We start from the raw sequence: 22,605 nt of genomic DNA, 5'->3' as shown, positions 1-22,605 counted from the left end.
GCACGATCAGTGTTTCGCCCCGGATCGTTCCCATCGCTCCAGCGTGGGAACGCCTCTCAGGACGCTCCGCGTCCGCCATGCAACTCAGTGCACCTGCCAGCCACCGCCCAGCGCTTTGTACAGCGCGATACTCGCCTGCATTCTCGATAACCTTAACTGCACGCTGACGTCCTGCGCCTGATACAGGGTGCGTTGGGTTTCCAGCACGGTCAGCAGGTCTTCGGCGCCTTCCTGATAACGACTCTGGGCGATGCGAAACGCGGTCTGCGCCTGTTTCAGTTCTTCTTCATGCCAGCCACGCTGTCGATCAAGGCCGTCGATGCTGTTGAGTGCCTTTTCCACGTCGGCGAAGCCGTTGATGATCGCGCCGCGATAGGTTTCCAGCAGTTCTTCCTGCCGCGCCGTGGTCCGGTCGCGCTCGGCTCCGAGGCGGCCATTGTTGAAGATCGGCCCGACCAGACCTGCCGCCAGGCTGCTGAACGGTGCGCGCAGCCAGTCTTCGGCGCGGACCGATTCGGTGCCGACGCGGGCACTCAAGGTCATCTTGGGCAGCATCGCGGCGCGGGCGACCGTGACGTCGGCGTGCGCGGCTGCCAGCTCGGCTTCGGCTTTGGCCAGGTCCGGGCGGCGGGTGAGAAGATCGCTGGGCACGCCGCTGCCGATGTCTGGCCAGCTCAGGGTGTCAAACGCCTGACCACCGAGTTTGAGGTTCTGCACCGGCTGGCCCAGCAGGGCGGCGAGGGTGATCAACTGCTCGTTGGCCAGTTGCTGAATCCGTGGCAATTCGCGCTGCTGGGTGGCGACCAGATTTTTCTGCTGTGCCAGTTCCAGTGCCGTTGCCGACCCCGAGTCGTAACGTGTCTGCACCAGTCGCAACACATCCTGCGCGTTGGCCAGGTTGAGCGCGGCGATACGGCCCTGCTCGCGGGCTGACAGGGTTTGTGCGTAGCGGTCGGCTACATTGCTGAGCAGTGTCAGCTCCACGGTCGCCTGATCGAACTGGCTGGCACGCAAACGCTGCACGGCGCTGTCGCGACCGGCCGCCACGCCGCCCCAGAAGTCCACTTCATAGCTGGCGGTCAGGGCGGCGGTGAACATGTCGGTGTTGTTGTCGTCCGACGGATTGGCCTTACGGTCGCTGCTGCGCATGAATGTGTTGCGCTCGCCGCGCAGGTCATAACTCAGTTCCGGCAACAACGGCGCGCCACCGATGATCGCCGTCGCCTGGGCCTGACGCACCCGCGCCATGGCCGCGCCGACTTCATGACTGTCACGGCTGGCCTGCTCGATCAGGCGATTCAGTTCCGGGCTGTCGAAGCGTTGCCACCAGCTGGCGTCGTTGCGCTGAGTCGCCGCGCTCTGGGCAAACGCCCAGGTTGGCGGCGGCAGGACGCCGATGTCCGGTACGGGCGCGGACGTGCCGCAGGCGGCCAGCAACAGGCACGTGGTCAACAGCGTGAGGCGTGGTTTCATGGATTGACCCTTCATTGACTGGTAAGGGCCGCCACCGGGTCGAGGCGCGCGGCTTTGCGGGCGGGCATGAAGCCGAAGATCACCCCGGTGATCAGCGCACAGCCAAAGGCCCCGGCCACGGCCGACAGGGAAAAGGCCACGGCCACGTTGCTCAGCAACAGCACTGTGCCCATGCCCAGCGCGAGGACGATACCGGCCAGACCGCCGACCACCGAGAGCATCACCGCTTCGGTAAGAAACTGACGGAGAATGTCGCTCTGACGCGCACCGGTGGCCATGCGGATGCCGATTTCCCGGGTCCGCTCGCGCACGGTCATCAGCATGATGTTCATCACGCCAATGCCGCCGACCAGCAGCGAGATCGCCGCAATCGAGCCGAGCATCAACGACAGCGTGTTCTGGGTACGGGCCTCGGCCTGGATCATCGCCGCGTTGTTGGTCAGCTCGTAATCCTGCTTGCCGTTGTGCAACTGGTTCAGCAAATTGCGGATCGCCGCTTCGGCCTGTTTGACGTTGTCGGCGTCGCGGGTGGCGATGGTGATGTACTCGGGATCCTGCGAGCCGAACAGGCGAATGCTGGCCGCCGAATAGGGAATCGCGATGCGATTGTCGCTGTCCAGATCGCCCGAACTGGCGCCCTTTTCCTGAAGCACGCCGACCACCTGAAACGGTACGTTCTCGATCAGGATGTACTGGCCGATGGGGTCGATGGGCTCGCCGAACAGTTTCTGCCGGACCTTGTGTCCGATCACGGCCACTGCCGCGGCACTCTGTTCATCGGCTTCGGTGAAGTAACTGCCTTCTACCACCGGCCAGTTGAAAATGGCCGGGAAGTGCGTGTCATTGCCGCCCACGTAGCTGGAATGATCGACATTGCCGAAGCGCACACCTGCCTGCCCGCCGTTGACCGGCATGATCATGCGGACCTCGGGCAGATCGCCCAGCGCGGCGACCTCTTCCAGCGTGATGATGCCTTTCGGCGCACGCGGGCTGGGGGCCTTGCCATTAAGGTAAATGATGTTGGAACCGAACGACGACATCTGCGCCATGACCTGACGCTTGCTGCCTTCGCCGACCGCAAGCATGACCACGACCGAGGCCACGCCGATGACAATGCCCAGCAACGTCAGTGCAGTGCGGAATCGGTTGATCCACATCACTCGCCACGCTGCCTGAACGGCGTCGAGCAACTCGCCTTTCCACGCGCTGCGGGCGTTGCTGCCCTGGGCCAGTCGCGTCCGCAGATCCACCGCTTGCAGTGCGCCTGTTGGCTGAGCATCCCCAGCGGTCTCGCTGAGCGTATCGCTGATGATTCGCCCGTCGCTGATTTCGATGACACGCCTGGCGCGGGCAGCGACTTCGCGGTCGTGGGTAATCAGAATGACGACGTGGCCCTGACTGGCCAGCTCGTCCAGTAACGTCATGACTTCCGCGCCGCTGTGGCTGTCCAGTGCGCCGGTCGGCTCATCGGCCAGGATGATATGGCCACCGTTCATCAAGGCGCGGGCAATGGACACTCGCTGCTGCTGGCCGCCGGACAGTTGATGCGGGCGATTGCCGGTGCGCGAACCAAGCCCCAGCCGGTCCAGCAGGGCAGCGGCACGGGCATGGCGTTGCGCAGCGGGTGTGCCAGCGTAGATCGCCGGCATCTCGACGTTTTCCTGTGCCGAGCCGGACGGGATCAGGTGATAGCCCTGAAACACGAAGCCGAACGCTTCGCGGCGCAGCCAGGCCAGCTCGTCGCTGCCCAGCTCCGCGACGTTTTCGCCTGCAAACAGGTATTCACCCGAGGTAGGGCGATCCAGGCAGCCCAGAATATTCATCAGCGTCGATTTGCCGGAGCCGGACGCGCCGACAATCGCGACGAACTCTCCGGCGTGAATCGACAGGTCGATGCCCTGCAGGACGTTGACCTGCGGGCTGTCGCCTCCGCCGTAGGATTTTCGAATGGCCCGCAGGTCAATCAGCGGCGTCTGCATTCAGCCTCCGCTGCCAGGCGAGGAGGGCACCAGCAAACGGTCGCCTTCCTCAAGACCGTCGAGTATCTGCACCCGCAACCGGTCGCTGATCCCGGTGCGCACCTGACGGCTCTGCACTTCGCCGCTGGCGGTCAGCACCTGCGCGGTCTGCAGATCGCCTTGCGTACCGTTTTTCAAAGCGGAAAGTGGCGCGGTCAGGGTGTTCTGCGCGCTGTCTGCAACGAAAAAGATCTGCGCCGTCATCTCGGCCATCAGTGCCTGATCGTCGTTGTCGACGTCCAGCAGCACGGTGTACAGCACCACTCGGCCGCCACCGTTCTTGCGCGAACTGCTCGGGCTGCCGCCGCCCTGATTGGCCTGCTCCAGAGGTTTGGGTGGCACAGGCAGGATCTGCCTTACGGTGCTTTTCCAGCGCCGACTGCCGCCGCTCAGGGTCGTGAAGTAAGCGCTCATGCCGGGTTTCACATGGCCAATGTCGGCTTCGGACACTTCGGCCCACACCGTCATCGGCGACAGGCGGGCGATGCGCAGGATCAGCGGGGTCTGTTGCTGTGCGTTGAGGGTCTGGCCTTCGCGAGCATCCAGCGCAACCACTGTGCCGCTCATGGGCGCGTAGATGCGGGTGTAGCCCAGCGCGGCCTCGTCACTGCGCAACGCCGCCTGGGCTTCAAGGATCTGCGCCTTGAACATGTCGACCCTGGCCTGAGTAGCGCGAAACTCGGACTCGGCCGCCTGCACGTCTTCGGCCCGTGTCGCACCTCCGGCCGCCAGACGTTGTTGACGTTGCTGCTTCTGCTGCGCCAGTTCGTGCAGCGCGCGTTGCTCCTGAAGCTGGGCCTTGAGGTTGTCGATGGCGTAGCGCGCTGCATCGAGCCTGGCTTTTTGCGTGGACGGATCGATCTCGACCAACAGTTGACCTTCCTTGACCTGATCACCCACCTGCACATGGATCTTCATGATCTGCCCGGTTGCCTGCGAGCCCACGTCGACATAACTGCGCGGTTGCAGCGTGCCCAGCGCCGTCACGCTGTTTTCAATGCTGCTGCGCGTGACGGTGACGGTGGGCGTCCTGTTGTGGTCGCCCGGCAGGATCTGCCACGCGCACACCGCGATGACCGGAAACAGGCACAGTGCCGCGAGGACAGTGCGTCGAGGGAGTCGAGAGCGTTTCATGCAGGGTTCCTGCCTGGAAAAAATCGGCCGGTCGACGGGCGACGGCTACTGGGGCTGTCATTAAGACGAGGGGAGTGCGGCGGAATTTAGCGCTGTCAATTAATTGGCTTTGTTCACTAAATTTTGTTCTGCCGAATCGTTTAAGGGGAGCGGCTCATTCCAGCCGTGTTCCGTTTTCCTTTCGAGGTGGAGTCAGCATGATCATTTCCAGACCGTTGTCCGGTTTTATTGTCGCGGGTCTGTCGTTCGGGCTGGTTTTACCCGCCCAGGCACTGGTTGCTCCCGAGCATCAGAACGCTTCGGCGCAGGTGCGTCGCACGACATTTGGCGTGCCACATATCGTGGCCGCTGACGAACGCGGGCTGGGTTATGGCATCGGTTACGCCTATGCCCAGGACAATCTGTGCCTGCTGGCGAGCGAGATCGTCACGGTCAATGGCGAGCGCTCCCGCTATTTCGGGCCGGACAAGGCGACCCTCGAACAGCGCAACAATATGGCCAGCGACCTGCTGTTCAAATGGTTGAACACACCTGAAGCACTCGCGGACTTCTGGAAGGCCCAGCCGCCCGAGATTCGTCAATTGATGCAGGGTTACGCGGCTGGCTATAACCGCTCGCTGGACGAGCAGAATGCCAAAGGTCTGCCCACAGCCTGCGCCGCCGAATGGGTACGACCGATCAGTACCGACGATCTGGTGCGCCTGACCCGCCGATTGCTGGTCGAGGGCGGCGTCGGCCAGTTCACCGAAGCGCTGGCCGGCGCCAGACCGCCGCAAGCGGGTGCTCAGGCCAGCCTCCAGAACGAGCAACGTCAGGTCCTGCAACTGGCTGCCGCGCGCAATGAACAATTTGCGCTGGAGCGTGGCAGCAATGCAGTGGCGATAGGGCGCGAACTGTCTGCCAACGGACGCGGCATGTTGCTGGCCAACCCGCATTTTCCATGGGGCGGCGGCATGCGTTTCTATCAGATGCACCTGACCATTCCCGGCAAACTGGACGTGATGGGCGCGGCGTTGCCGGGTCTGCCGCTGATCAACATCGGCTTCAATCAGCACTTGGCCTGGACTCACACCGTCGACACGTCCAGACACTTCACGTTGCATCGACTGACGCTCGATCCCAGGGACTCGACGCGTTACATGCTCGACGGCAAATCAGTGGCGATGGGCAAGCAACAGGTGAGTGTCGAGGCGAAACAGGCGGACGGCAGCATCAAGCCTGTAACCCGCACGATCTATTCGTCGAAATTTGGCCCTGTGGTGCAATGGCCGGGCAGGCTGGACTGGGACGATAAGTACGCTTTCAGCCTGCGCGATGCGAACCTGGGAAATGACCGCGTGCTGCAGCAGTGGTACGCCATGGATCAGGCGAAAAGTCTCAAGGCATTTCAGGATTCGGTACGCAGCATTCAGGGCATCCCATGGGTGAACACCGTGGCGGTGGATGCCAAGGGTCAGGCGCTGTACATGAACCTGTCGGTGGTGCCGAATGTCGACGCGGTCAAGCTTGCCAGGTGCAGCGACCCGCGCATCGGCACCGAGCTGATCATCCTCGACGGTTCGCGCAGCGACTGTAACTGGGACGTCGTGCCCGAGGCCGCGCAGCCCGGCATCTATCCCTCGTCGCGCCAGCCGCAATTGCTGCGGACCGACTTCGTGCAGCACTCCAACGACTCGGCCTGGATGGTCAATCCGGCGGTACCGCAGAAAAACTTTTCGCCGCTGATCAGTCAGGAAGGCCAGCCGCTCGGTCTGCGTGCGCGTTTTGCGCTGGATCGACTCGGCAAGCTGCAGCAGGCGGGCAAGGTCAGTGTCGAGAACCTGCAGGCCATGGTGATGGACAACGAGGTGTATCAGGCCGGGCAGGTGTTGCCTGATCTTTTGCAGTTTTGTGCGACAGGACTGGGTGATGACGAAAAGCGCCTGGCACCGCTGTGCACGGCATTGAAAGCCTGGGACGGTCGAGTCGACCTGAGCAGTGGTGTGGGCTTCGTGTACTTCCAGAAAATCATGACCGCGATGCAGTCCGTCGGTTCGCGCTGGCGGGTAGTGTTCGATGCCAACGATCCGATTCACACGCCCCGTGGTCTGGCCATCGAGTACCCGGAAGTCGCCACGGCGTTACGCGCTGCCATGCTGACGGCGCAGGACGAGGTGAGCAAGGTGGGCCTGACGGCGAAGACGACCTGGGGTGATATTCAGGTGTCGAGCCAAAGCGGTGTATCGGTTCCGATCCACGGCGGTCCTGCGGTACTGGGCGTTTACAACGCCATGCAGACAGTGGCGGGCAAGGATGGCAAGCGTGAAGTGGTCAGCGGTACCAGCTACCTGCAAGTGGTGACATTCGACGAAAATGGACCGCAGGCCAAGGGATTATTGGCGTTCTCCGAATCGAGCAATCCGCAGTCGGCGCATTCGCGGGATCAAACCGAGGCGTTCTCCAATAAGCGGTGGGCTGACCTGCCGTTTACCGAGCAGCAGATCAAGGCTGATCCGGCGTATCAGGTGCAGGAAATCAGGGAGCAACTTTCCCCGCCCGTGCATTGATTAGTCAAAAGCTGAATCAGGCAATAGCAGTGATTGGGCCGCACGGCCCAATTCACCTGCCAAGCACAAGGCTTCAACCGCCCTGAGTATCGATATCGGCATCAACGCCCTGAGTCGGCTGATGATTACGTTGAGTCTGAGGCTTCTCCTGCGGCTCATAGTCAGGCACGTAGGCGCTTTTTTCAGACGATCCTTGCGATTGGCTCTGGCTCTGACTTTGCTGTTGATTCTGACGCTGACCGTCATGCTCGCTCGAATCCGGTACAGCATCCGGCTCTTGCGGATCGATGGCCGGATCGTTGCGTTCCGTGCCCTGGTCCGGCGGCGTGTGCTGACCGGGTGCCTGTTCTTTTTGCCGTTGCGGTTCGGTAGACATGAATACCTCGAAAGTCTGCTTCATAAATGGCTGACAGACTTTCGAGGTCTTGGGGAGAGGGATCGTTCGATCGGATTGCCGAGTGGTATGCGGGCTGACTGGGCACGATCAGTGCGCTTGAGATCCCTGATCGTTCCCACGCTCCAGCGCTCATTGTTATTCACAAGTCGTCTGGCTATCCAGTTCGACAGCGGCACTGCCGTGCTTTTTTACGCGATAGTGCGGACACCGCCGATTGCGACGTGGGTGAAGGCTGAGTCCTGGCGCTGATTCGGGGGGCAATCGGCATGGATGCCGATTGAGCTGCACTGGGCCATGGATGGCCCATTTGCAGCGACCCCCGAATCAGTGTCAGGACGAAGGAACCTCGGCGAAGCCGGGGCCGGAACCGGAGCTAAGGACTTTGGCTACTTTGGTCCCTCAAAGTAGCGCGCCGTAAGGGCGCAAAGGTGACCTGAGTCGGGCGCTCGGCTCACTGAATCCGCAATCCGTGCCATCTGTGACGCGGAGCGTCACGGGCGGCATGCCCACGCGGAGTGATGGGCACGATCAGTGCGCTTGAGATCCCTGATCGTTACCACGCTCCAGCGTGGTAACGCCTCTCAGGACGCTCCGCGTCCGGCCGTGATGTGACGCAGCGTCACAGGATGCATGCTCACGCGGAGTGAGCATTATCAGTTCCCTCTTACAACACCTTCTTGATCGCGTCGCACACCACGTCGATGTTCTTCTGGTTCAACGCCGCGACACAGATACGGCCGGTGTCCAGCGCATAGATGCCGAACTCGCTGCGCAGGCGCTGGGCCTGTTCGGCGGTCAGGCCGGAGTAGGAGAACATGCCGCACTGACGGCCGACGAAGCTGAAGTCCTGACCGGCCGGGTTGTCGGCCAGACGCTCGACCATCGCCTTGCGCATGCCCTGGATGCGCACGCGCATTTCGCCCAGTTCCTCTTCCCACATGGCACGCAGCGCCGGGTCGTTGAGCACAGCTGCGGAGATGATTGCGCCATGGGTCGGCGGGTTGGAGTAGTTGGTGCGGATCACACGCTTGACCTGGGACAGGACGCGGGCGGTCTCTTCTTTCGATTCAGTGATGATCGACAGCGCACCGACGCGCTCGCCGTAAAGCGACAGCGACTTGGAGAACGAGCTGGAAGCGAAGAAGGTCATGCCGGACTCGGCGAACAGACGCACGGCGATGGCGTCTTCCTGAATGCCCTGGCCGAAACCCTGATAGGCCATGTCCAGAAACGGCACGTGACCCTTGGCTTTGACCACTTCCAGGACCTTTTTCCAGTCTTCCAGATTCAGGTCGACGCCGGTCGGATTGTGGCAGCAGGCGTGCAGCACGACCACGGAGTGGTCAGGCAAGTTTTTCAGGTCTTCGAGCATGCCGCCACGGTTCACGTCGTGGGAGGCAGCGTCGTAGTAGCGATAGTTGTGAACCGGAAAGCCTGCGGTTTCGAACAGCGCACGGTGGTTTTCCCAGCTCGGGTCGCTGATGGCCACAACGGCGTTTGGCAGCAGTTGCTTGAGGAAGTCTGCGCCGATCTTCAGCGCGCCAGTGCCACCGACCGATTGGGTGGTCAGAACACGGCCCGACGCGATCAATGGCGAGTCGGCGCCCAGCAACAGCTTCTGCACGGCCAGGTCGTAGGCCGCGATACCGTCGATCGGCAAATAGCCACGTGGCGCGTGCTGGGCAACACGGATCTTCTCGGCTTCAGCCACTGCGCGCAGCAGAGGAATGCGCCCGTCTTCGTCACAGTAGACGCCCACGCCAAGGTTGACCTTGGTGGTGCGAGTGTCGGCGTTGAATGCTTCGTTGATACCCAGGATAGGATCGCGGGGCGCCATTTCGACAGCGGAGAAGAGGCTCATTTTTGCGGCAGCTCTGAATGAAGGAGGGAGGGGTATGCACGCCGCGGCCGAATGCGCCAAAGCGGTGCACAAACGGGGACCTAGTATAAAGAGCATCCCCCTGAGGGGCGACAGGGCAGGGCGGGTTTTTTCAAGGTTTTTCGGTTTATTTGCAGAACGTTCGTCCCGTTGAAACCTCAATGATGTAGCCACTGGTGAAATGAGCGCCTTGAAACATGCGCAAACGTCTCCATTTAATGTGCATCACTTCAAGCACTGCCACTGCCGCACGTCGTCTCCCATTGACGGGATGAGTCGTCGGTGGTGTTTTCGTCATTGCCGGCACAGGCCGCGCAGACGAGTCCTTGTCGCGAACCCCGACGCGAACGAATTCAAGAGGTAGGTTATGTCCGAGTTCCAGCTCGTTACCCGTTTTGAGCCCGCTGGTGATCAGCCCGAGGCCATTCGCCAACTGGTCGAAGGGATTGACGCCGGACTTGCGCACCAGACCCTGCTGGGTGTGACGGGTTCGGGCAAGACGTTCAGCATCGCCAACGTCATCTCTCAGGTGCAGCGCCCGACCCTGGTGCTGGCGCCGAACAAGACCCTGGCGGCGCAGTTGTATGGCGAATTCAAGGCGTTCTTTCCGAACAATGCCGTCGAATATTTCGTCTCGTACTACGACTACTACCAGCCGGAAGCCTATGTGCCGTCGTCCGACACCTTCATCGAGAAGGATGCGTCGATCAACGATCACATCGAGCAGATGCGTCTGTCCGCGACCAAGGCACTGTTGGAACGCAAGGACGCGATCATCGTGACCACCGTGTCGTGCATCTACGGTCTCGGCAGCCCCGAAACCTACCTGCGCATGGTCTTGCACATCGACCGGGGCGACAAACTGGATCAGCGCGCCTTGCTGCGCCGTCTGGCTGACCTGCAATACACCCGCAACGACATGGACTTTGCGCGCGCGACCTTCCGGGTGCGGGGCGATGTGATTGACATCTATCCGGCCGAGTCGGATCTGGAAGCGATCCGCGTCGAGCTGTTCGACGACGAGGTCGAGAGCCTGTCGGCGTTCGATCCCCTGACCGGTGAGGTGATTCGCAAGCTGCCGCGCTTCACCTTCTACCCCAAGAGCCACTACGTCACGCCCCGCGAAACGCTGCTGGACGCGATGGAAGGCATCAAGGTCGAGCTGGGTGAACGTCTGGAATACCTGCGCAGCCAGAACAAGCTGGTCGAAGCCCAGCGTCTCGAGCAGCGCACCCGGTTCGATCTGGAGATGATTCTGGAGCTGGGCTACTGCAATGGTATCGAGAACTACTCACGCTACCTGTCGGGCCGCCCGACCGGCGCGCCGCCGCCGACACTGTACGACTACCTGCCGCCGGACGCCTTGCTGGTGATCGACGAGTCCCACGTCAGCGTGCCGCAGGTCGGCGCCATGTACAAAGGCGACCGTTCGCGCAAGGAAACCCTGGTGGAATACGGTTTCCGTCTGCCGTCCGCGCTGGACAACCGGCCGATGCGTTTCGAAGAGTGGGAGAACGTCAGCCCGCAAACCATTTTTGTCTCGGCGACTCCGGGCAAGTACGAAGCCGAGCATGCCGGGCGTGTGGTCGAGCAGGTGGTGCGTCCGACCGGTCTGGTGGACCCGCAGATCGAGATTCGCCCGGCGCTGACCCAGGTCGATGACCTGCTGTCGGAAATCAACAAGCGTGCCTCCATCGACGAGCGGGTGCTGGTCACCACGCTGACCAAGCGCATGGCCGAGGATCTGACCGATTACCTCAGCGACCATGGCGTGCGGGTGCGTTACCTGCACTCGGACATCGATACGGTGGAGCGGGTCGAGATCATTCGTGACCTGCGTCTGGGCACTTTTGACGTGCTGGTGGGCATCAACCTGCTGCGCGAAGGTCTGGACATGCCGGAAGTGTCGCTGGTGGCAATTCTCGATGCCGACAAGGAAGGCTTCCTGCGTTCCGACCGTTCGTTGATCCAGACCATCGGTCGGGCGGCGCGTAACCTCAATGGCCGGGCAATTCTGTATGCCGACCGGATCACCGGCTCCATGGAGCGGGCGATCAACGAGACTGAACGTCGTCGAGAGAAACAGATCGCGTTCAACCTTGAGCATGGCATCACGCCAAAAGGTGTGTTCAAGGACGTGGCCGATATCATGGAAGGCGCCACCGTGCCGGGCTCGCGCAGCAAGAAGCGCAAAGGCATGGCCAAGGCCGCCGAGGAAAACGCCAAGTACGAAAACGAACTGCGCTCGCCCAGCGAAATCACCAAGCGCATCCGTCAACTGGAAGAGAAGATGTACCAGCTGGCCCGCGATCTGGAGTTCGAGGCCGCAGCACAGATGCGCGACGAAATCGGCAAACTGCGCGAGCGCTTGCTGGCGGTGTGACGCAGCGTCGGCTCGCTGCACACTGATCGTTTTCGCGCTCTGCGCTCATCGTTATACACAAGTCGCAATGAGCATCTGGATGCGAGCATTATATCGACCGTGGGAGCGGACCGGGCGGCGTTCCGTTTGTCCGCGAAAGCTGGTACATACGGTGAAGATGCAGCGTCTGAAACGCAGTATTCGCGGACAAGTCCGCTCCCACTTTCAGATACCGCACTCCTTCAGGTCGATTTGTGTATAACGATGAGCGCTCTGCGTAGGAATGCCTCCCAGGACGCTCCGCGTCCGCTCTGGGATGTGGCGCAGATGTGTGCTCAAGCTCCAGCGTTATCCACGTCAGGCACCCGGCTTACTGGAGCCATAATCCGTGCCATTTGCGACGCGGAGCGTCACGGGATGCATGCCAACGCGGAGCATTGGCACGATCAATATCGCGCAATGATCGTTCCCATGCTCTGCGTGGGAATGCCGCCCAGGACGCTCCGCGTCCGCTCTGGAATGTGGCGCAGATGTGTGCCCAAGCTCCAGCGTTATCCACTTCATGCGCCCGGCTCACTGAATCCGCAATCCGTGCCATTTGTGACGCGGAGCGTCACGGGATGCATGTCCACGCGGAGCGATGGGCACGATCAGTGTGGAGGCGGACTTTGTATAACGATGAGCGCAGAGTGGTAACGATCACTGATCTGCCAGCACCCGCGCTGGAGCCCAACCCCCCGGGCCTGTTAACATTCCTCGCTTGATCGACCTTATTTCGGGATTTTCCATGACCACCGTTCGTACCCGCATCGCGCCATCGCCCACGGGCGACCCTCACGTTGGCACGGCTTACATTGCACTTTTCAACTATTGCTTTGCCAAGCAGCACGGTGGCGAGTTTATCCTGCGCATCGAAGACACCGATCAGCTGCGTTCGACCCGTGAGTCTGAGCAGCAGATTTTCGACGCATTGCGCTGGTTGGGCATCGAGTGGAGCGAAGGTCCGGACGTTGGCGGACCGCACGGTCCGTACCGGCAGAGCGAGCGGGGCGAGATTTACCAGAAGTACGCCCGGCAACTGGTCGAAATGGGCCATGCCTTCCCGTGCTTCTGCACCGCAGAAGAGTTGGACGAAATGCGTGCCGAGCAGATGGCCCGTGGCGAGACCCCGCGTTATGACGGCCGTGCGCTGCTGCTTTCCAAAGAGGAAGTGCAGCGTCGTCTGGACGCTGGCGAGCCGCACGTCATCCGCATGAAGGTGCCGACCGAAGGCGTCTGCGTGGTACCGGATCTGCTGCGCGGCGAAGTGGAAATCCCGTGGGACCGCATGGACATGCAGGTCCTGATGAAGACCGACGGTCTGCCGACCTACTTCCTGGCCAACGTGGTCGATGACCACCTGATGGGCATCACCCACGTGCTGCGTGGCGAAGAGTGGCTGCCCTCGGCCCCGAAACTGATTCTGCTGTACGAATACTTCGGCTGGGACAAGCCGCAGCTGTGCTATATGCCGCTGCTGCGTAACCCGGACAAGAGCAAGCTGTCCAAGCGCAAGAACCCGACCTCGGTGACCTTCTACGAGCGCATGGGCTTCATGCCTGAAGCCATGCTCAATTACCTGGGCCGCATGGGCTGGTCGATGCCGGACGAGCGCGAGAAGTTCTCGCTGCAGGAAATGGTCGAGCACTTCGACCTGTCCCGCGTGTCGCTGGGCGGTCCGATTTTCGATATCGAGAAGCTGTCCTGGCTCAACGGTCAGTGGCTGCGTGAGCTGCCGGTCGAGGAGTTTGCCGCTCGTGTGCAGAACTGGGCGCTGAACCCCGAGTACATGATGAAGATCGCACCGCACGTGCAGGGCCGCGTCGAGACGTTCAGTCAGATCGCGCCATTGGCCAGCTTCTTCTTCGCCGGTGGTGTCACGCCGGACGTGAAATTGTTCGAGCACAAGAAGCTGTCCGGCGATCAGGTGCGCCAGTTGATGCAACTGATCCTGTGGAAGCTGGAATCGCTGCGTCAGTGGGAGAAGGACCCGATCACCGCCTGCATCCAGTCGGTGGTCGAGCACCTTGGTCTCAAGCTGCGTGACGCCATGCCGCTGATGTTCGCCTCGATCACCGGGCAGGCCAGCTCCGTTTCGGTGCTGGATGCGATGGAGATTCTCGGCCCGGACCTGACGCGTTTTCGTCTGCGTCAGGCCATCGATCTGCTGGGCGGCGTCTCGAAGAAAGAAAACAAAGAGTGGGAAAAACTGCTGGGCGCCATTGCCTGACCCATCAGTGATGTGAAGAAGCCACTGTGTGCCTGCGTGAGCAGGGCAGGCAGTGGCTGACTCGGCCTCGGATTTGCGGGCCGAAACGGTAAGTGATTGTTATGCCGACGAAAAACTTTCAAATTTCTCGAAAATAAATTTGACAGCTTAGCGACTCACGCTTAACATGCGCCCCGTCCACTGATGTGGGGCTATAGCTCAGCTGGGAGAGCGCCTGCATGGCATGCAGGAGGTCAGCGGTTCGATCCCGCTTAGCTCCACCAAAATCAAGGTTCAAGGCCTGGTAAAACAGGGTGTTGAATCGATCAGAGTCCCAACTCTGATCAGGTAGAAGGTTTTGTCCCCTTCGTCTAGTGGCCTAGGACACCGCCCTTTCACGGCGGTAACAGGGGTTCGAGTCCCCTAGGGGACGCCAGTTTCACCGAGTGATGCCGGAAGGTTTAACTCCGCCGCGAGGCGATAAATCCGGGGCTATAGCTCAGCTGGGAGAGCGCCTGCATGGCATGCAGGAGGTCAGCGGTTCGATCCCGCTTAGCTCCACCAATTTTGCCAGGGTTCATCTCTGATGAACCTGACTGAAGGTTTTGCGTCCCCTTCGTCTAGTGGCCTAGGACACCGCCCTTTCACGGCGGTAACAGGGGTTCGAGTCCCCTAGGGGACGCCACGATTTCCCGCTCTGCGGGACCAAGGGTCATTCGATTATTGAATGGCCCTTTTGTTTTTTCAGGGTTCTGTTTTTTCTTCGAGCCCGTCTCCTGCCTTCAAAAATCTCCAGACATGCCTTGCCGCGCATGCATTCCAGCTACACTGCCGCCAACGAAATTACCCAAGCAGGAGCGAGCATGGTCTGGGATCGGGCAACGCCTTTCGTCATCGATCTGAATGTGGGTAGCGATGATATCGACGGTCTGGGGCACGCCAACAACGCGGTCTATGTTACCTGGCTGGAGCGTTGCGCCTGGCGTCATTCGCAGTATCTGGGTCTGGACCTCAGCGAGTATCGCCGACTGGACCGCGCCATGGCTGTGGTCCGGCACGAGATCGATTACCTGGCCAGTGCCTACGAGGGCGATGAGCTGCAACTCGCGACCTGGATCGTCGATTGGGATCGTCGCCTGAAAATGACGCGCTGCTTTCAGCTCAAACGTCCCTCAGACAACCTGACACTGTTGCGGGCGCAAACCACCTTCGTCTGCATCGAGCTGTCCACCGGTCGCCCGAAGCGCATGCCGTCAGAGTTCATCGAAGGCTATGGCGCTGCAATGTTGGACGGCGGCGTTCCCAATCCGGGTGACGAGCAGTAAACTGCCGGACTTTTTTTCGAGTGTGACCCATGCAAATTGCTCTGGCGCCCATGGAGGGGTTGGTCGACGACATCCTGCGTAATGTGCTGACTCGCGTCGGCGGCATCGACTGGTGTGTGACCGAATTCATCCGGGTGACCGAGCGGGTCATGCCTGCCACCTATTACTACAAGATGGCCTCTGAACTGCACACCGATGCCAAAACAGCAGCAGGCGTGCCGCTGCACTTGCAGTTGCTGGGGTCCGATCCGGTCTGTCTGGCAGAGAACGCCGCGTTTGCCTGTGAGCTGGGCGCGCCAGTCATGGACCTCAACTTCGGGTGTCCGGCCAAGACCGTCAACCGTTCCCGGGGCGGTGCGATTCTGCTCAAGGAGCCTGACCTGCTGCACTCCATTGTCAGTCAGGTGCGGCGCGCCGTGCCTCGCGACATTCCCGTCACCGCGAAAATGCGCCTGGGCTATGAAAACACTGACGGCGCCCTGGACTGTGCCCGGGCGCTGGCCGATGGCGGTGCGGAACGCATCGTGGTTCATGCGCGCACCAAGGTCGATGGCTACAAGCCGCCGGCGCACTGGGAGTGGATCGCGCGCATTCAGGAAGTGGTCAAGGTGCCGGTCGTTGCCAACGGTGAAATCTGGACGGTCGAGGACTGGCGGCGCTGTCAGGAGATCTGTGGCGCCCGCGACATCATGATCGGTCGCGGTCTGGTAGCGCGTCCCGATCTGGCCCGCCAGATTGCTGCGGCCCATGCGGGCGAGGAGGTGGTCGAGATGACCTGGGCCGAGCTGCAACCGATGTTGCGCACGTTCTGGGGCGATTGCCTGGCCAAGATGACCCTGGTGCAGGCGCCGGGCCGCCTCAAGCAATGGCTGGTGCTGCTGACCAAGAGTTACCCGGAAGCGACGCTGATGTTCAACGCCTTGCGCCGCGAAACCGATTGCGACCGGATCAGTGTTCTGCTGGGTTATTCAGCCGAAAGTCAGCCCGACGAACGGTCGTGTTTTTCGTAAAAAATCGCTCTTGAAAAGTCAGTGACCGGCCCTAGTTTGGGGATTACGCGATGCCGAATCCGGGTCGCGCAAACTACTCGCTGATTAACAGGAGAATTATCATGACGACTGCATTTTCTCTGGCTCCACTGTTTCGTCACTCAGTGGGCTTCGACCGCTTCAACGACCTTTTCGAGTCGGCGGCACGCAATGATTCGTCCAGTGGCTACCCTCCCTACAACGTGGAGCGGCATAGCGACGATCAGTACCGGATCGTGATCGCAGCGGCAGGCATGCAGGAAGAAGACCTTGATTTGCAGGTCGAGAAAGGGGTGCTGACAGTCACTGGCGGCAAGCGCGAACGCGAAGCCGAAAACGTGACCTATCTGCATCAGGGCATCGCCCGGCGCGAATTCAAGTTGTCGTTCCGTCTGGCGGACAATATCGAGGTTCGGGGTGCCGATCTGTCCCATGGCCTGCTGAACATCGATCTGGTGCGTAATGTGCCCGAAGAGGCCAAGCCAAAGCGCATTCCGCTGAATACTCAGAAAGCCATCGAGCAGTGATCGCTGCTGTAACGGAAAGGCGCCTTCGGGCGCCTTTCTGCGTTTAGTGATCCGGGAGCAGGCTCGGCTGGCGAACGGGCTGCTTGAGTCGCAGCAGGGCTTCAAATTGCGAGTCGCCCAGCGGTTCGCTGAACAGATACCCCTGATACACGTGGCACCCCAGTTTTTCGAGGAACGCCAGTTGCTCAACGGTTTCGACGCCCTCGGCGATGACATTGAGGTTAAGACTCTGTGCCATCGCCACAATCGCGCGAATGATCTCGGCGTCATTGGGGTCGCTGGTGGCATCCTGCACGAACGATTGATCGATCTTGAGCGTATCCACCGGAAGACGCTTGAGATACGTCAGCGACGAATAACCAGTGCCGAAATCGTCCATGGCAAAGCTGATCCCCAGCTTTTTCAGGCTGCGCATCTTGGCAATGGTGTCTTCCAGGTTCTGGATGACGATGCCTTCGGTGATTTCCAGTTTCAGCATGGTTGCAGGCAGCTGATGCAGCTTCAGGCTGCGCTCCACCCGTGCGACAAAGTCGGTCTGCCTGAACTGGCGCGGGCTGATATTGACGCCCATCAGGAACCCGTTGTGCGCGATCAGCCCCTGTTTGAGCAGGCGACCGGCAGTCTTGCAAGCCTCGTCCAGCACCCAGCTACCCACCTCAAGAATCATGCCGCTCTCTTCAAGGATCTGCACGAACTGAGTGGGCGGCAGCACGCCATAGTCGGGATGCTGCCAGCGCAGCAGTGCCTCGGCACCTGTGAGGGCCTGGTTCCGGCAATCCACTTGGGCCTGAAAGTGCAGGTGGAATTCGTTACGGGTCAGTGCCAGGCGCAGATCGTTTTCCATGCGCAGGCGCTGGCTCACCGCTTTTTGCATGGAGCTGTGGAAGAATTGCGCGGTGTTGCGGCCTGAATCCTTGGCGCGATACAGCGCGATATCGGCGCGCTTGAGCAGGTCGGCAGGGGTCGAACCGTCGTCCGGGATCAGCACCATGCCGATGCTGGGCGTTACCTGGAGTCGATGGCCGTCGAGGAACATGGGTTCCGCCAGCAGCTCGCGCAGGTTGTCTGACAGCTCCTGAACCTGTTGGGTCACCTCGTGACGTGAGCCTTCCAGACCGCAGATCAGCACCACGAATTCGTCCCCGCCGAGGCGCGCCACGGTGTCTTCGAGGCGCACGCTGGCCTCCAGCCGAGCGGAGACGATATTCAGCACGCTGTCGCCGACCGGGTGGCCGAGGGAGTCATTGATGTGCTTGAAGTGGTCGAGGTCCATGAACAGCAGCGCGCCACGCAGGCGGTGATGCTTGAGCAGCGACAGTTGTTGGCTCAGGCGGTCCATGAGCAGCGCACGGTTGGGCAGGCCGGTCAACGGGTCGTGATAGGCCAGGTGCTGGATCTGCGCCTGGGCGCTTTTCAACTGGCCGATGTCCCGGGCGTTCATCAGCAGGCAGGCGGTCTGGTTCAGGGTGATGAATTCCACCGACACATCGAGGGTCAGCGGATCGCCATTCTTGTTGCGGCCTGCCATCTCTCGATGATGCACGCGGCCAGTGTCGCGCAATTGATCGATCATGCTCTGGCGCTGATCAGGGTCGGTCCAGATGCCGATCTCCTGGACCGTCCTGCCCAGCACTTCGGGCGCGGTATAGCCGGTGAGGCGGCAGAAACCGTCGTTGACCTCCACGTACCGGCCGGTGCCCAGTTCGGTGATGGTGATCGAGTCGGGGCTTGAGTGGAACGCCTTGGCAAACTTCTCTTCGCTGGCCTCCAGTGCGGCCTGGGCCTGTTGCTGAGTGATGTCGAGCAGCGTGCCGACCAGTCTCGAAGGCGTGCCGTCAGCGTTGCGGTAAAGGATGGCGCGGCTTTCGAGCAGTCGTGACAGGCCGTTTTGCAATTGAAAGCGGTAAGTCAGCTGGAAGGTGTCCTGTTCACCGGCGACCACCGCTTTGTAGGCGCTGCGCATGCGATGACGTTCCACCGTTGGCACGCCCGCCAGAAAGCGGGTGAAGTCGTAATCGAGTGACCGGGCTTCGCGGCCATGCAATTGGGCGGCTCGTGCGCAGGCGTGCAGTTGATCGGTGGCAATGTCCCATTCCCAGGTCCCCATCTGCGCGGAACTCAACGCCAGATTCAGACGATCCAGCGTTTCCCTGAGGGTCTGTTCCACAGTGCCCTGTGCCGCTGGCGCGGCTGCAGGCTGTGCGGACGCCAGCAGAATGGTCGGGTCCAGAAGGTTGGGCATTGATCACGAGCCTTTAATGAATAAAGCCAGTAAAACGATCGATCTGCATCCTGTATCGCATAAAAAAACACTATCAACCGCTGTATCGCGCATTACAACAATTTCATGAATGCCCGGGCCGCATTTGATAGAGTCCGCTCCGTGTGCAGGATGTAGCCTAGCTGGCGATTCAGTTGCACGCCTGTCAACGGAATCCGCGCAACCTGTTCATCGAGCATGGTGCGTGGCAGAACACTCCAGGCCAGCCCGATGGACACCATCATTTTTATGGTTTCAAGGTAGTTGGTGCTCATCGCGATATCAGGCTTGAGGCCGTGGGCCTCGCACAGGTTGCTGACAATCTTGTGGGTGAAGGTGTTGTCGCTGGGCAGCACGGCCGGGTAGCGGGCAATATCCTCCAGTTTCATCGGGCCGCTGTTTGTCAGCGGGTGTTCCGGTGCCGCCACGAAGTCCAGCGGGTCGTCCCATACGGCAGTGGCGCGTACCAGTGCATGAGGTTCCGGCGCGAGGGTGATGACGGCCAGCTCGGCGCGGCCGTGCAGAATTTCGTCATAGGCCGCTTCGGAATCCATGAACCGGATATCCAGCGCCACGGCCGGATACGTGCGAGTGAACTCGCGCAATAAAGGTGGCAGACGATGCAGACCGATATGGTGGCTGGTGATCAGTTTCAAACGCCCGGACACCTCGCCGTTCAGATTGGTCAGCGCCCGACGCGTGTCATCCAGCACGTTGGTGATCTGATAGGCCCGTGGCAGCAGAGCGCGGCCCGCTTCGGTCAGGCTCACCTCACGGCCCAGGCGGTCGAACAGGCGCACGCCGATTTGCTGCTCAAGCACTGCGATTCGTTTGCTGATGGCCGGTTGCGTCAGGTGCAGGCGTTCCCCCGCGCCGGAAAAGCTCCCGGTCTCAGCGATGGCCAGAAAAGCATTCAGGTTGGCGAGATCCATCGTCACATTCCAGTTGGTTATCCAAAGCATAAAAAATATGAATTGGAGTTATTTAAGCACATTCCATAGGATGGTCACACAAGCCAAGGGCCCATGGACGTCCGTAGCCCAAGGCATAAAAAAGCTGATGAGGAAGTACGTCCAATGGCCGGTAAAACGCTCTACGACAAGCTCTGGGATTCGCATCTGGTCAAACAGCGCGACGATGGTTCGGCGCTGATCTACATTGACCGTCACATCATCCACGAAGTGACCTCGCCACAAGCCTTCGAGGGCCTGCGCCTTGCCAAGCGCAAGCCGTGGCGCATCGACTCGATCATCGCCACCCCCGACCACAACGTACCGACCACCTCGGAACGCAAGGGCGGCATCGGTGCCATCGAGGATCAGGTTTCGCGTCTGCAGGTCCAGACCCTGGACGACAACTGCGACGAATACGGCATCACCGAATTCAAGATGAACGATCCGCGTCAGGGCATCGTCCACGTGATCGGCCCTGAGCAGGGCGCCACCCTGCCGGGCATGAGCGTGGTCTGCGGTGACTCGCACACCTCGACGCACGGTGCTTTCGGCGCGCTGGCTCACGGCATCGGTACGTCCGAGGTCGAGCACGTGCTGGCCACTCAGTGCCTGGTCGCCAAAAAGATGAAGAACATGTTGGTGTCGGTCGAAGGGCAACTGCCATTCGGTGTGACCGCCAAGGACATCGTGCTCGCAGTGATCGGCAAGATCGGCACCGCAGGCGGCAACGGTTATGCCATCGAATTCGCTGGCAGTGCAATTCGTGACCTGTCCATCGAAGGCCGCATGACCATCTGCAACATGTCCATCGAAGCAGGCGCCCGCGTCGGCATGGTGGCCACCGATGAAAAAACCGTCGAGTACGTAAAGGGCCGTCCGTTTGCGCCAAAAGGTGCCGAGTGGGATCTGGCGGTAGAGGCGTGGAAGGATCTGGTTTCCGACCCGGACGCGGTGTTCGACACCGTGGTCAGGCTCGACGCTGCGGAAATCAAACCGCAGGTCAGCTGGGGCACTTCGCCGGAAATGGTGTTGGCTGTCGATCAGAACGTGCCCGATCCTGCGCAGGAAATGGATCTGGTCAAGCGTGGCTCCATCGAGCGTGCCTTGAAGTACATGGGCCTCAAGGCCAACCAGCCGATCACCGACATTCAGCTGGATCGCGTGTTCATCGGTTCGTGCACCAACTCGCGCATCGAAGACCTGCGTGCCGCTGCCGATATCGCCAAGGGCCGCAAGGTTGCCGCGACCATCAAGCAGGCCATCGTGGTGCCGGGCTCCGGCCTCATCAAGGCGCAGGCCGAGCAGGAAGGGCTGGACAAGATCTTCATCGAAGCCGGTTTCGAATGGCGTGAGCCGGGCTGCTCCATGTGTCTGGCGATGAACCCGGATCGACTGGGTTCCGGCGAACACTGCGCCTCGACGTCCAACCGTAACTTCGAAGGGCGACAGGGCGCTGGTGGCCGGACTCACCTGGTGAGCCCGGCGATGGCAGCAGCAGCGGCCGTCAATGGCCGTTTCATCGACGTTCGCGACTTGATCCAGCACTGAGGACACCTGCATGAAAGCCTTTACCCAGCACAATGGTCTGGTCGCTCCTCTGGATCGCGCCAACGTCGACACCGACCAGATCATTCCCAAGCAGTTTCTCAAGTCGATCAAGCGCACCGGCTTTGGTCCGAACCTGTTCGACGAGTGGCGTTATCTGGATGTGGGTCAGCCGTATCAGGACAACTCCAAGCGCCCGCTGAACCATGAGTTCGTGCTCAACCACGAGCGTTATCAGGGAGCCAGCGTGTTGTTGGCCCGTGAGAACTTCGGTTGCGGCTCCAGCCGCGAGCACGCGCCATGGGCACTGGAAGAGTACGGTTTCTGCGCAATCATCGCGCCGAGCTATGCCGACATCTTCTTCAACAACAGCTTCAAGAACGGCCTGTTGCCGATCATCCTGACCGAAGCTGAAGTCGATGAGCTGTTCAAGCAGGTTGAAGCGAGCCCGGGTTATCAGCTGACCATCGATCTGCAGGCTCAGACCGTGACCCGTCCAGACGGCAAGGTGCTGAGCTTTGAGATCGACGCGTTTCGCAAGCATTGTTTGCTCAATGGTCTGGACGACATCGGCCTGACACTGATGGACGCCGATGCCATTGCGACGTTCGAGAGCAAGCACCGTGCAAGCCAACCGTGGTTGTTTCGCGACTGACAGGCGGGTAGCGGCTGTCTCCTGAGTAACGCAGCACGTGTGGGAGACGGCTTGCCGGCGATGCGATTTACAGGGGACATCTCAGTGCCTGAAATGACGCCATCGCCGGCAAGCCGCCTCCCACGGTTCGGTGTTTGCTGCGCGACAGCGCTACGTCGAAGACGTGGTGGTGCCTCCCACAGGATATTTCGGCGTGTCAGTCAGTGGATCGCGTGTTCGCAGAAGCAACTTCAAGAGCGGCCCAGTTCAACCCCT

Annotated in this window: 15 protein-coding genes and 4 tRNA genes; 12 read left to right on the top strand and 7 right to left on the bottom strand. The window is 60.8% G+C overall.

The genetic code is table 11. The features are described 5' to 3' along the window. Positions 1–84: 84 nt before the first annotated feature. From QRN20_RS13500 to QRN20_RS13490, 3 genes are read right to left on the bottom strand one after another with little or no spacing between them, the layout of a single operon-like run. Entirely contained in the window at positions 85–1,473 is a 1,389-nt protein-coding gene (locus QRN20_RS13500; protein WP_122428867.1) for an efflux transporter outer membrane subunit, read from the bottom strand. 11 nt (positions 1,474–1,484) lie between these two features. Continuing rightward, the gene (locus QRN20_RS13495; protein ID WP_122418062.1) at positions 1,485–3,452 is read right to left on the bottom strand and encodes a MacB family efflux pump subunit; all 1,968 of its coding nucleotides are present in this window, start codon (positions 3,450–3,452) and stop codon (positions 1,485–1,487) included. Further along, entirely contained in the window at positions 3,453–4,625 is a 1,173-nt protein-coding gene (locus QRN20_RS13490) for an efflux RND transporter periplasmic adaptor subunit (RefSeq protein WP_122412199.1), read from the bottom strand. Between the two features lie 197 nt (positions 4,626–4,822). On the opposite strand from QRN20_RS13490, the gene pvdQ reads away from it, so the two are divergent. Next, positions 4,823–7,171, top strand: coding sequence for a bifunctional acylase PvdQ (gene pvdQ / locus QRN20_RS13485; protein ID WP_285360561.1), 2,349 nt, complete (start codon positions 4,823–4,825; stop codon positions 7,169–7,171). A gap of 73 nt (positions 7,172–7,244) precedes the next feature. On the opposite strand, the gene QRN20_RS13480 is transcribed toward pvdQ, so the two are convergent. Continuing rightward, entirely contained in the window at positions 7,245–7,547 is a 303-nt protein-coding gene (locus tag QRN20_RS13480) for a hypothetical protein (RefSeq protein WP_029242896.1), read from the bottom strand. Positions 7,548–8,232: 685 nt separating this feature from the next. Beyond that, a complete protein-coding gene (locus tag QRN20_RS13475; protein ID WP_122412548.1) occupies positions 8,233–9,429 on the bottom strand; it encodes an amino acid aminotransferase in 1,197 nt (398 codons plus the stop codon). Positions 9,430–9,814: 385 nt separating this feature from the next. Between QRN20_RS13475 and uvrB the strand changes: the two genes are divergently transcribed. The 9 genes from uvrB to QRN20_RS13430 all read left to right on the top strand — a co-directional run bounded on the left by uvrB (position 9,815) and on the right by QRN20_RS13430 (position 16,937). After that, positions 9,815–11,830 (top strand): excinuclease ABC subunit UvrB, encoded by a 2,016-nt coding sequence (gene uvrB / locus QRN20_RS13470; protein WP_029241568.1) that lies wholly within the window; start codon positions 9,815–9,817, stop codon positions 11,828–11,830. Between the two features lie 766 nt (positions 11,831–12,596). After that, on the top strand, positions 12,597–14,078 hold the full coding sequence (gene gltX / locus QRN20_RS13465; RefSeq protein WP_029242539.1) for a glutamate--tRNA ligase: 1,482 nt from the start codon (positions 12,597–12,599) through the stop codon (positions 14,076–14,078). A gap of 187 nt (positions 14,079–14,265) precedes the next feature. Continuing rightward, positions 14,266–14,341 (top strand) — tRNA-Ala (locus tag QRN20_RS13460). Between the two features lie 76 nt (positions 14,342–14,417). Next, positions 14,418–14,493: transfer RNA gene (locus QRN20_RS13455), tRNA-Glu, on the top strand. A gap of 52 nt (positions 14,494–14,545) precedes the next feature. Beyond that, positions 14,546–14,621: transfer RNA gene (locus QRN20_RS13450), tRNA-Ala, on the top strand. Positions 14,622–14,666: 45 nt separating this feature from the next. After that, positions 14,667–14,742 (top strand) — tRNA-Glu (locus QRN20_RS13445). Positions 14,743–14,920: 178 nt separating this feature from the next. Beyond that, entirely contained in the window at positions 14,921–15,382 is a 462-nt protein-coding gene (locus tag QRN20_RS13440) for an acyl-CoA thioesterase (RefSeq protein ID WP_058433012.1), read from the top strand. Positions 15,383–15,411: 29 nt separating this feature from the next. Beyond that, positions 15,412–16,392 (top strand): tRNA dihydrouridine synthase, encoded by a 981-nt coding sequence (locus tag QRN20_RS13435; protein ID WP_029242537.1) that lies wholly within the window; start codon positions 15,412–15,414, stop codon positions 16,390–16,392. Positions 16,393–16,493: 101 nt separating this feature from the next. Further along, the gene (locus QRN20_RS13430; RefSeq protein WP_004882612.1) at positions 16,494–16,937 is read left to right on the top strand and encodes an Hsp20 family protein; all 444 of its coding nucleotides are present in this window, start codon (positions 16,494–16,496) and stop codon (positions 16,935–16,937) included. 43 nt (positions 16,938–16,980) lie between these two features. On the opposite strand, the gene QRN20_RS13425 is transcribed toward QRN20_RS13430, so the two are convergent. Together QRN20_RS13425 and QRN20_RS13420 are read right to left on the bottom strand one after the other, a co-directional pair. Continuing rightward, positions 16,981–19,179 (bottom strand): putative bifunctional diguanylate cyclase/phosphodiesterase, encoded by a 2,199-nt coding sequence (locus QRN20_RS13425; RefSeq protein WP_088234947.1) that lies wholly within the window; start codon positions 19,177–19,179, stop codon positions 16,981–16,983. 92 nt (positions 19,180–19,271) lie between these two features. Continuing rightward, complete coding sequence (locus tag QRN20_RS13420; RefSeq protein WP_088234948.1) at positions 19,272–20,129, bottom strand: LysR family transcriptional regulator; 858 nt, start codon at positions 20,127–20,129, stop codon at positions 19,272–19,274. A gap of 144 nt (positions 20,130–20,273) precedes the next feature. Here QRN20_RS13420 and leuC point away from each other — a divergent pair, with 144 nt between their 5' ends. Both leuC and leuD read left to right on the top strand, forming a co-directional pair. Further along, positions 20,274–21,698 (top strand): 3-isopropylmalate dehydratase large subunit, encoded by a 1,425-nt coding sequence (gene leuC, locus QRN20_RS13415; protein ID WP_004882607.1) that lies wholly within the window; start codon positions 20,274–20,276, stop codon positions 21,696–21,698. Between the two features lie 10 nt (positions 21,699–21,708). Beyond that, on the top strand, positions 21,709–22,350 hold the full coding sequence (leuD, locus tag QRN20_RS13410; RefSeq protein ID WP_004882606.1) for a 3-isopropylmalate dehydratase small subunit: 642 nt from the start codon (positions 21,709–21,711) through the stop codon (positions 22,348–22,350). The last annotated feature ends 255 nt before the right edge of the window (positions 22,351–22,605 follow it).

The sequence above is a fragment of the Pseudomonas sp. fls2-241-TYG-175 genome (genome assembly GCF_030209155.1).
GTDB classification, from domain to species: Bacteria; Pseudomonadota; Gammaproteobacteria; order Pseudomonadales; family Pseudomonadaceae; genus Aquipseudomonas; species Aquipseudomonas viridiflava.
This window is presented reverse-complemented; position numbering and strand designations above follow the sequence as displayed.

Bases quoted from the DNA above. Each gene is read 5' to 3' on its own strand.
- QRN20_RS13500 (WP_122428867.1), bottom strand. From the start codon at position 1,473: ATGAAACCACGCCTCACGCTGTTGACCACGTGCCTGTTGCTGGCCGCC.
- QRN20_RS13495 (WP_122418062.1), bottom strand. From the start codon at position 3,452: ATGCAGACGCCGCTGATTGACCTGCGGGCCATTCGAAAATCCTACGGC.
- QRN20_RS13490 (WP_122412199.1), bottom strand. From the start codon at position 4,625: ATGAAACGCTCTCGACTCCCTCGACGCACTGTCCTCGCGGCACTGTGC.
- pvdQ (WP_285360561.1), top strand. From the start codon at position 4,823: ATGATCATTTCCAGACCGTTGTCCGGTTTTATTGTCGCGGGTCTGTCG.
- QRN20_RS13480 (WP_029242896.1), bottom strand. From the start codon at position 7,547: ATGTCTACCGAACCGCAACGGCAAAAAGAACAGGCACCCGGTCAGCAC.
- QRN20_RS13475 (WP_122412548.1), bottom strand. From the start codon at position 9,429: ATGAGCCTCTTCTCCGCTGTCGAAATGGCGCCCCGCGATCCTATCCTG.
- uvrB (WP_029241568.1), top strand. From the start codon at position 9,815: ATGTCCGAGTTCCAGCTCGTTACCCGTTTTGAGCCCGCTGGTGATCAG.
- gltX (WP_029242539.1), top strand. From the start codon at position 12,597: ATGACCACCGTTCGTACCCGCATCGCGCCATCGCCCACGGGCGACCCT.
- QRN20_RS13440 (WP_058433012.1), top strand. From the start codon at position 14,921: ATGGTCTGGGATCGGGCAACGCCTTTCGTCATCGATCTGAATGTGGGT.
- QRN20_RS13435 (WP_029242537.1), top strand. From the start codon at position 15,412: ATGCAAATTGCTCTGGCGCCCATGGAGGGGTTGGTCGACGACATCCTG.
- QRN20_RS13430 (WP_004882612.1), top strand. From the start codon at position 16,494: ATGACGACTGCATTTTCTCTGGCTCCACTGTTTCGTCACTCAGTGGGC.
- QRN20_RS13425 (WP_088234947.1), bottom strand. From the start codon at position 19,179: ATGCCCAACCTTCTGGACCCGACCATTCTGCTGGCGTCCGCACAGCCT.
- QRN20_RS13420 (WP_088234948.1), bottom strand. From the start codon at position 20,129: ATGGATCTCGCCAACCTGAATGCTTTTCTGGCCATCGCTGAGACCGGG.
- leuC (WP_004882607.1), top strand. From the start codon at position 20,274: ATGGCCGGTAAAACGCTCTACGACAAGCTCTGGGATTCGCATCTGGTC.
- leuD (WP_004882606.1), top strand. From the start codon at position 21,709: ATGAAAGCCTTTACCCAGCACAATGGTCTGGTCGCTCCTCTGGATCGC.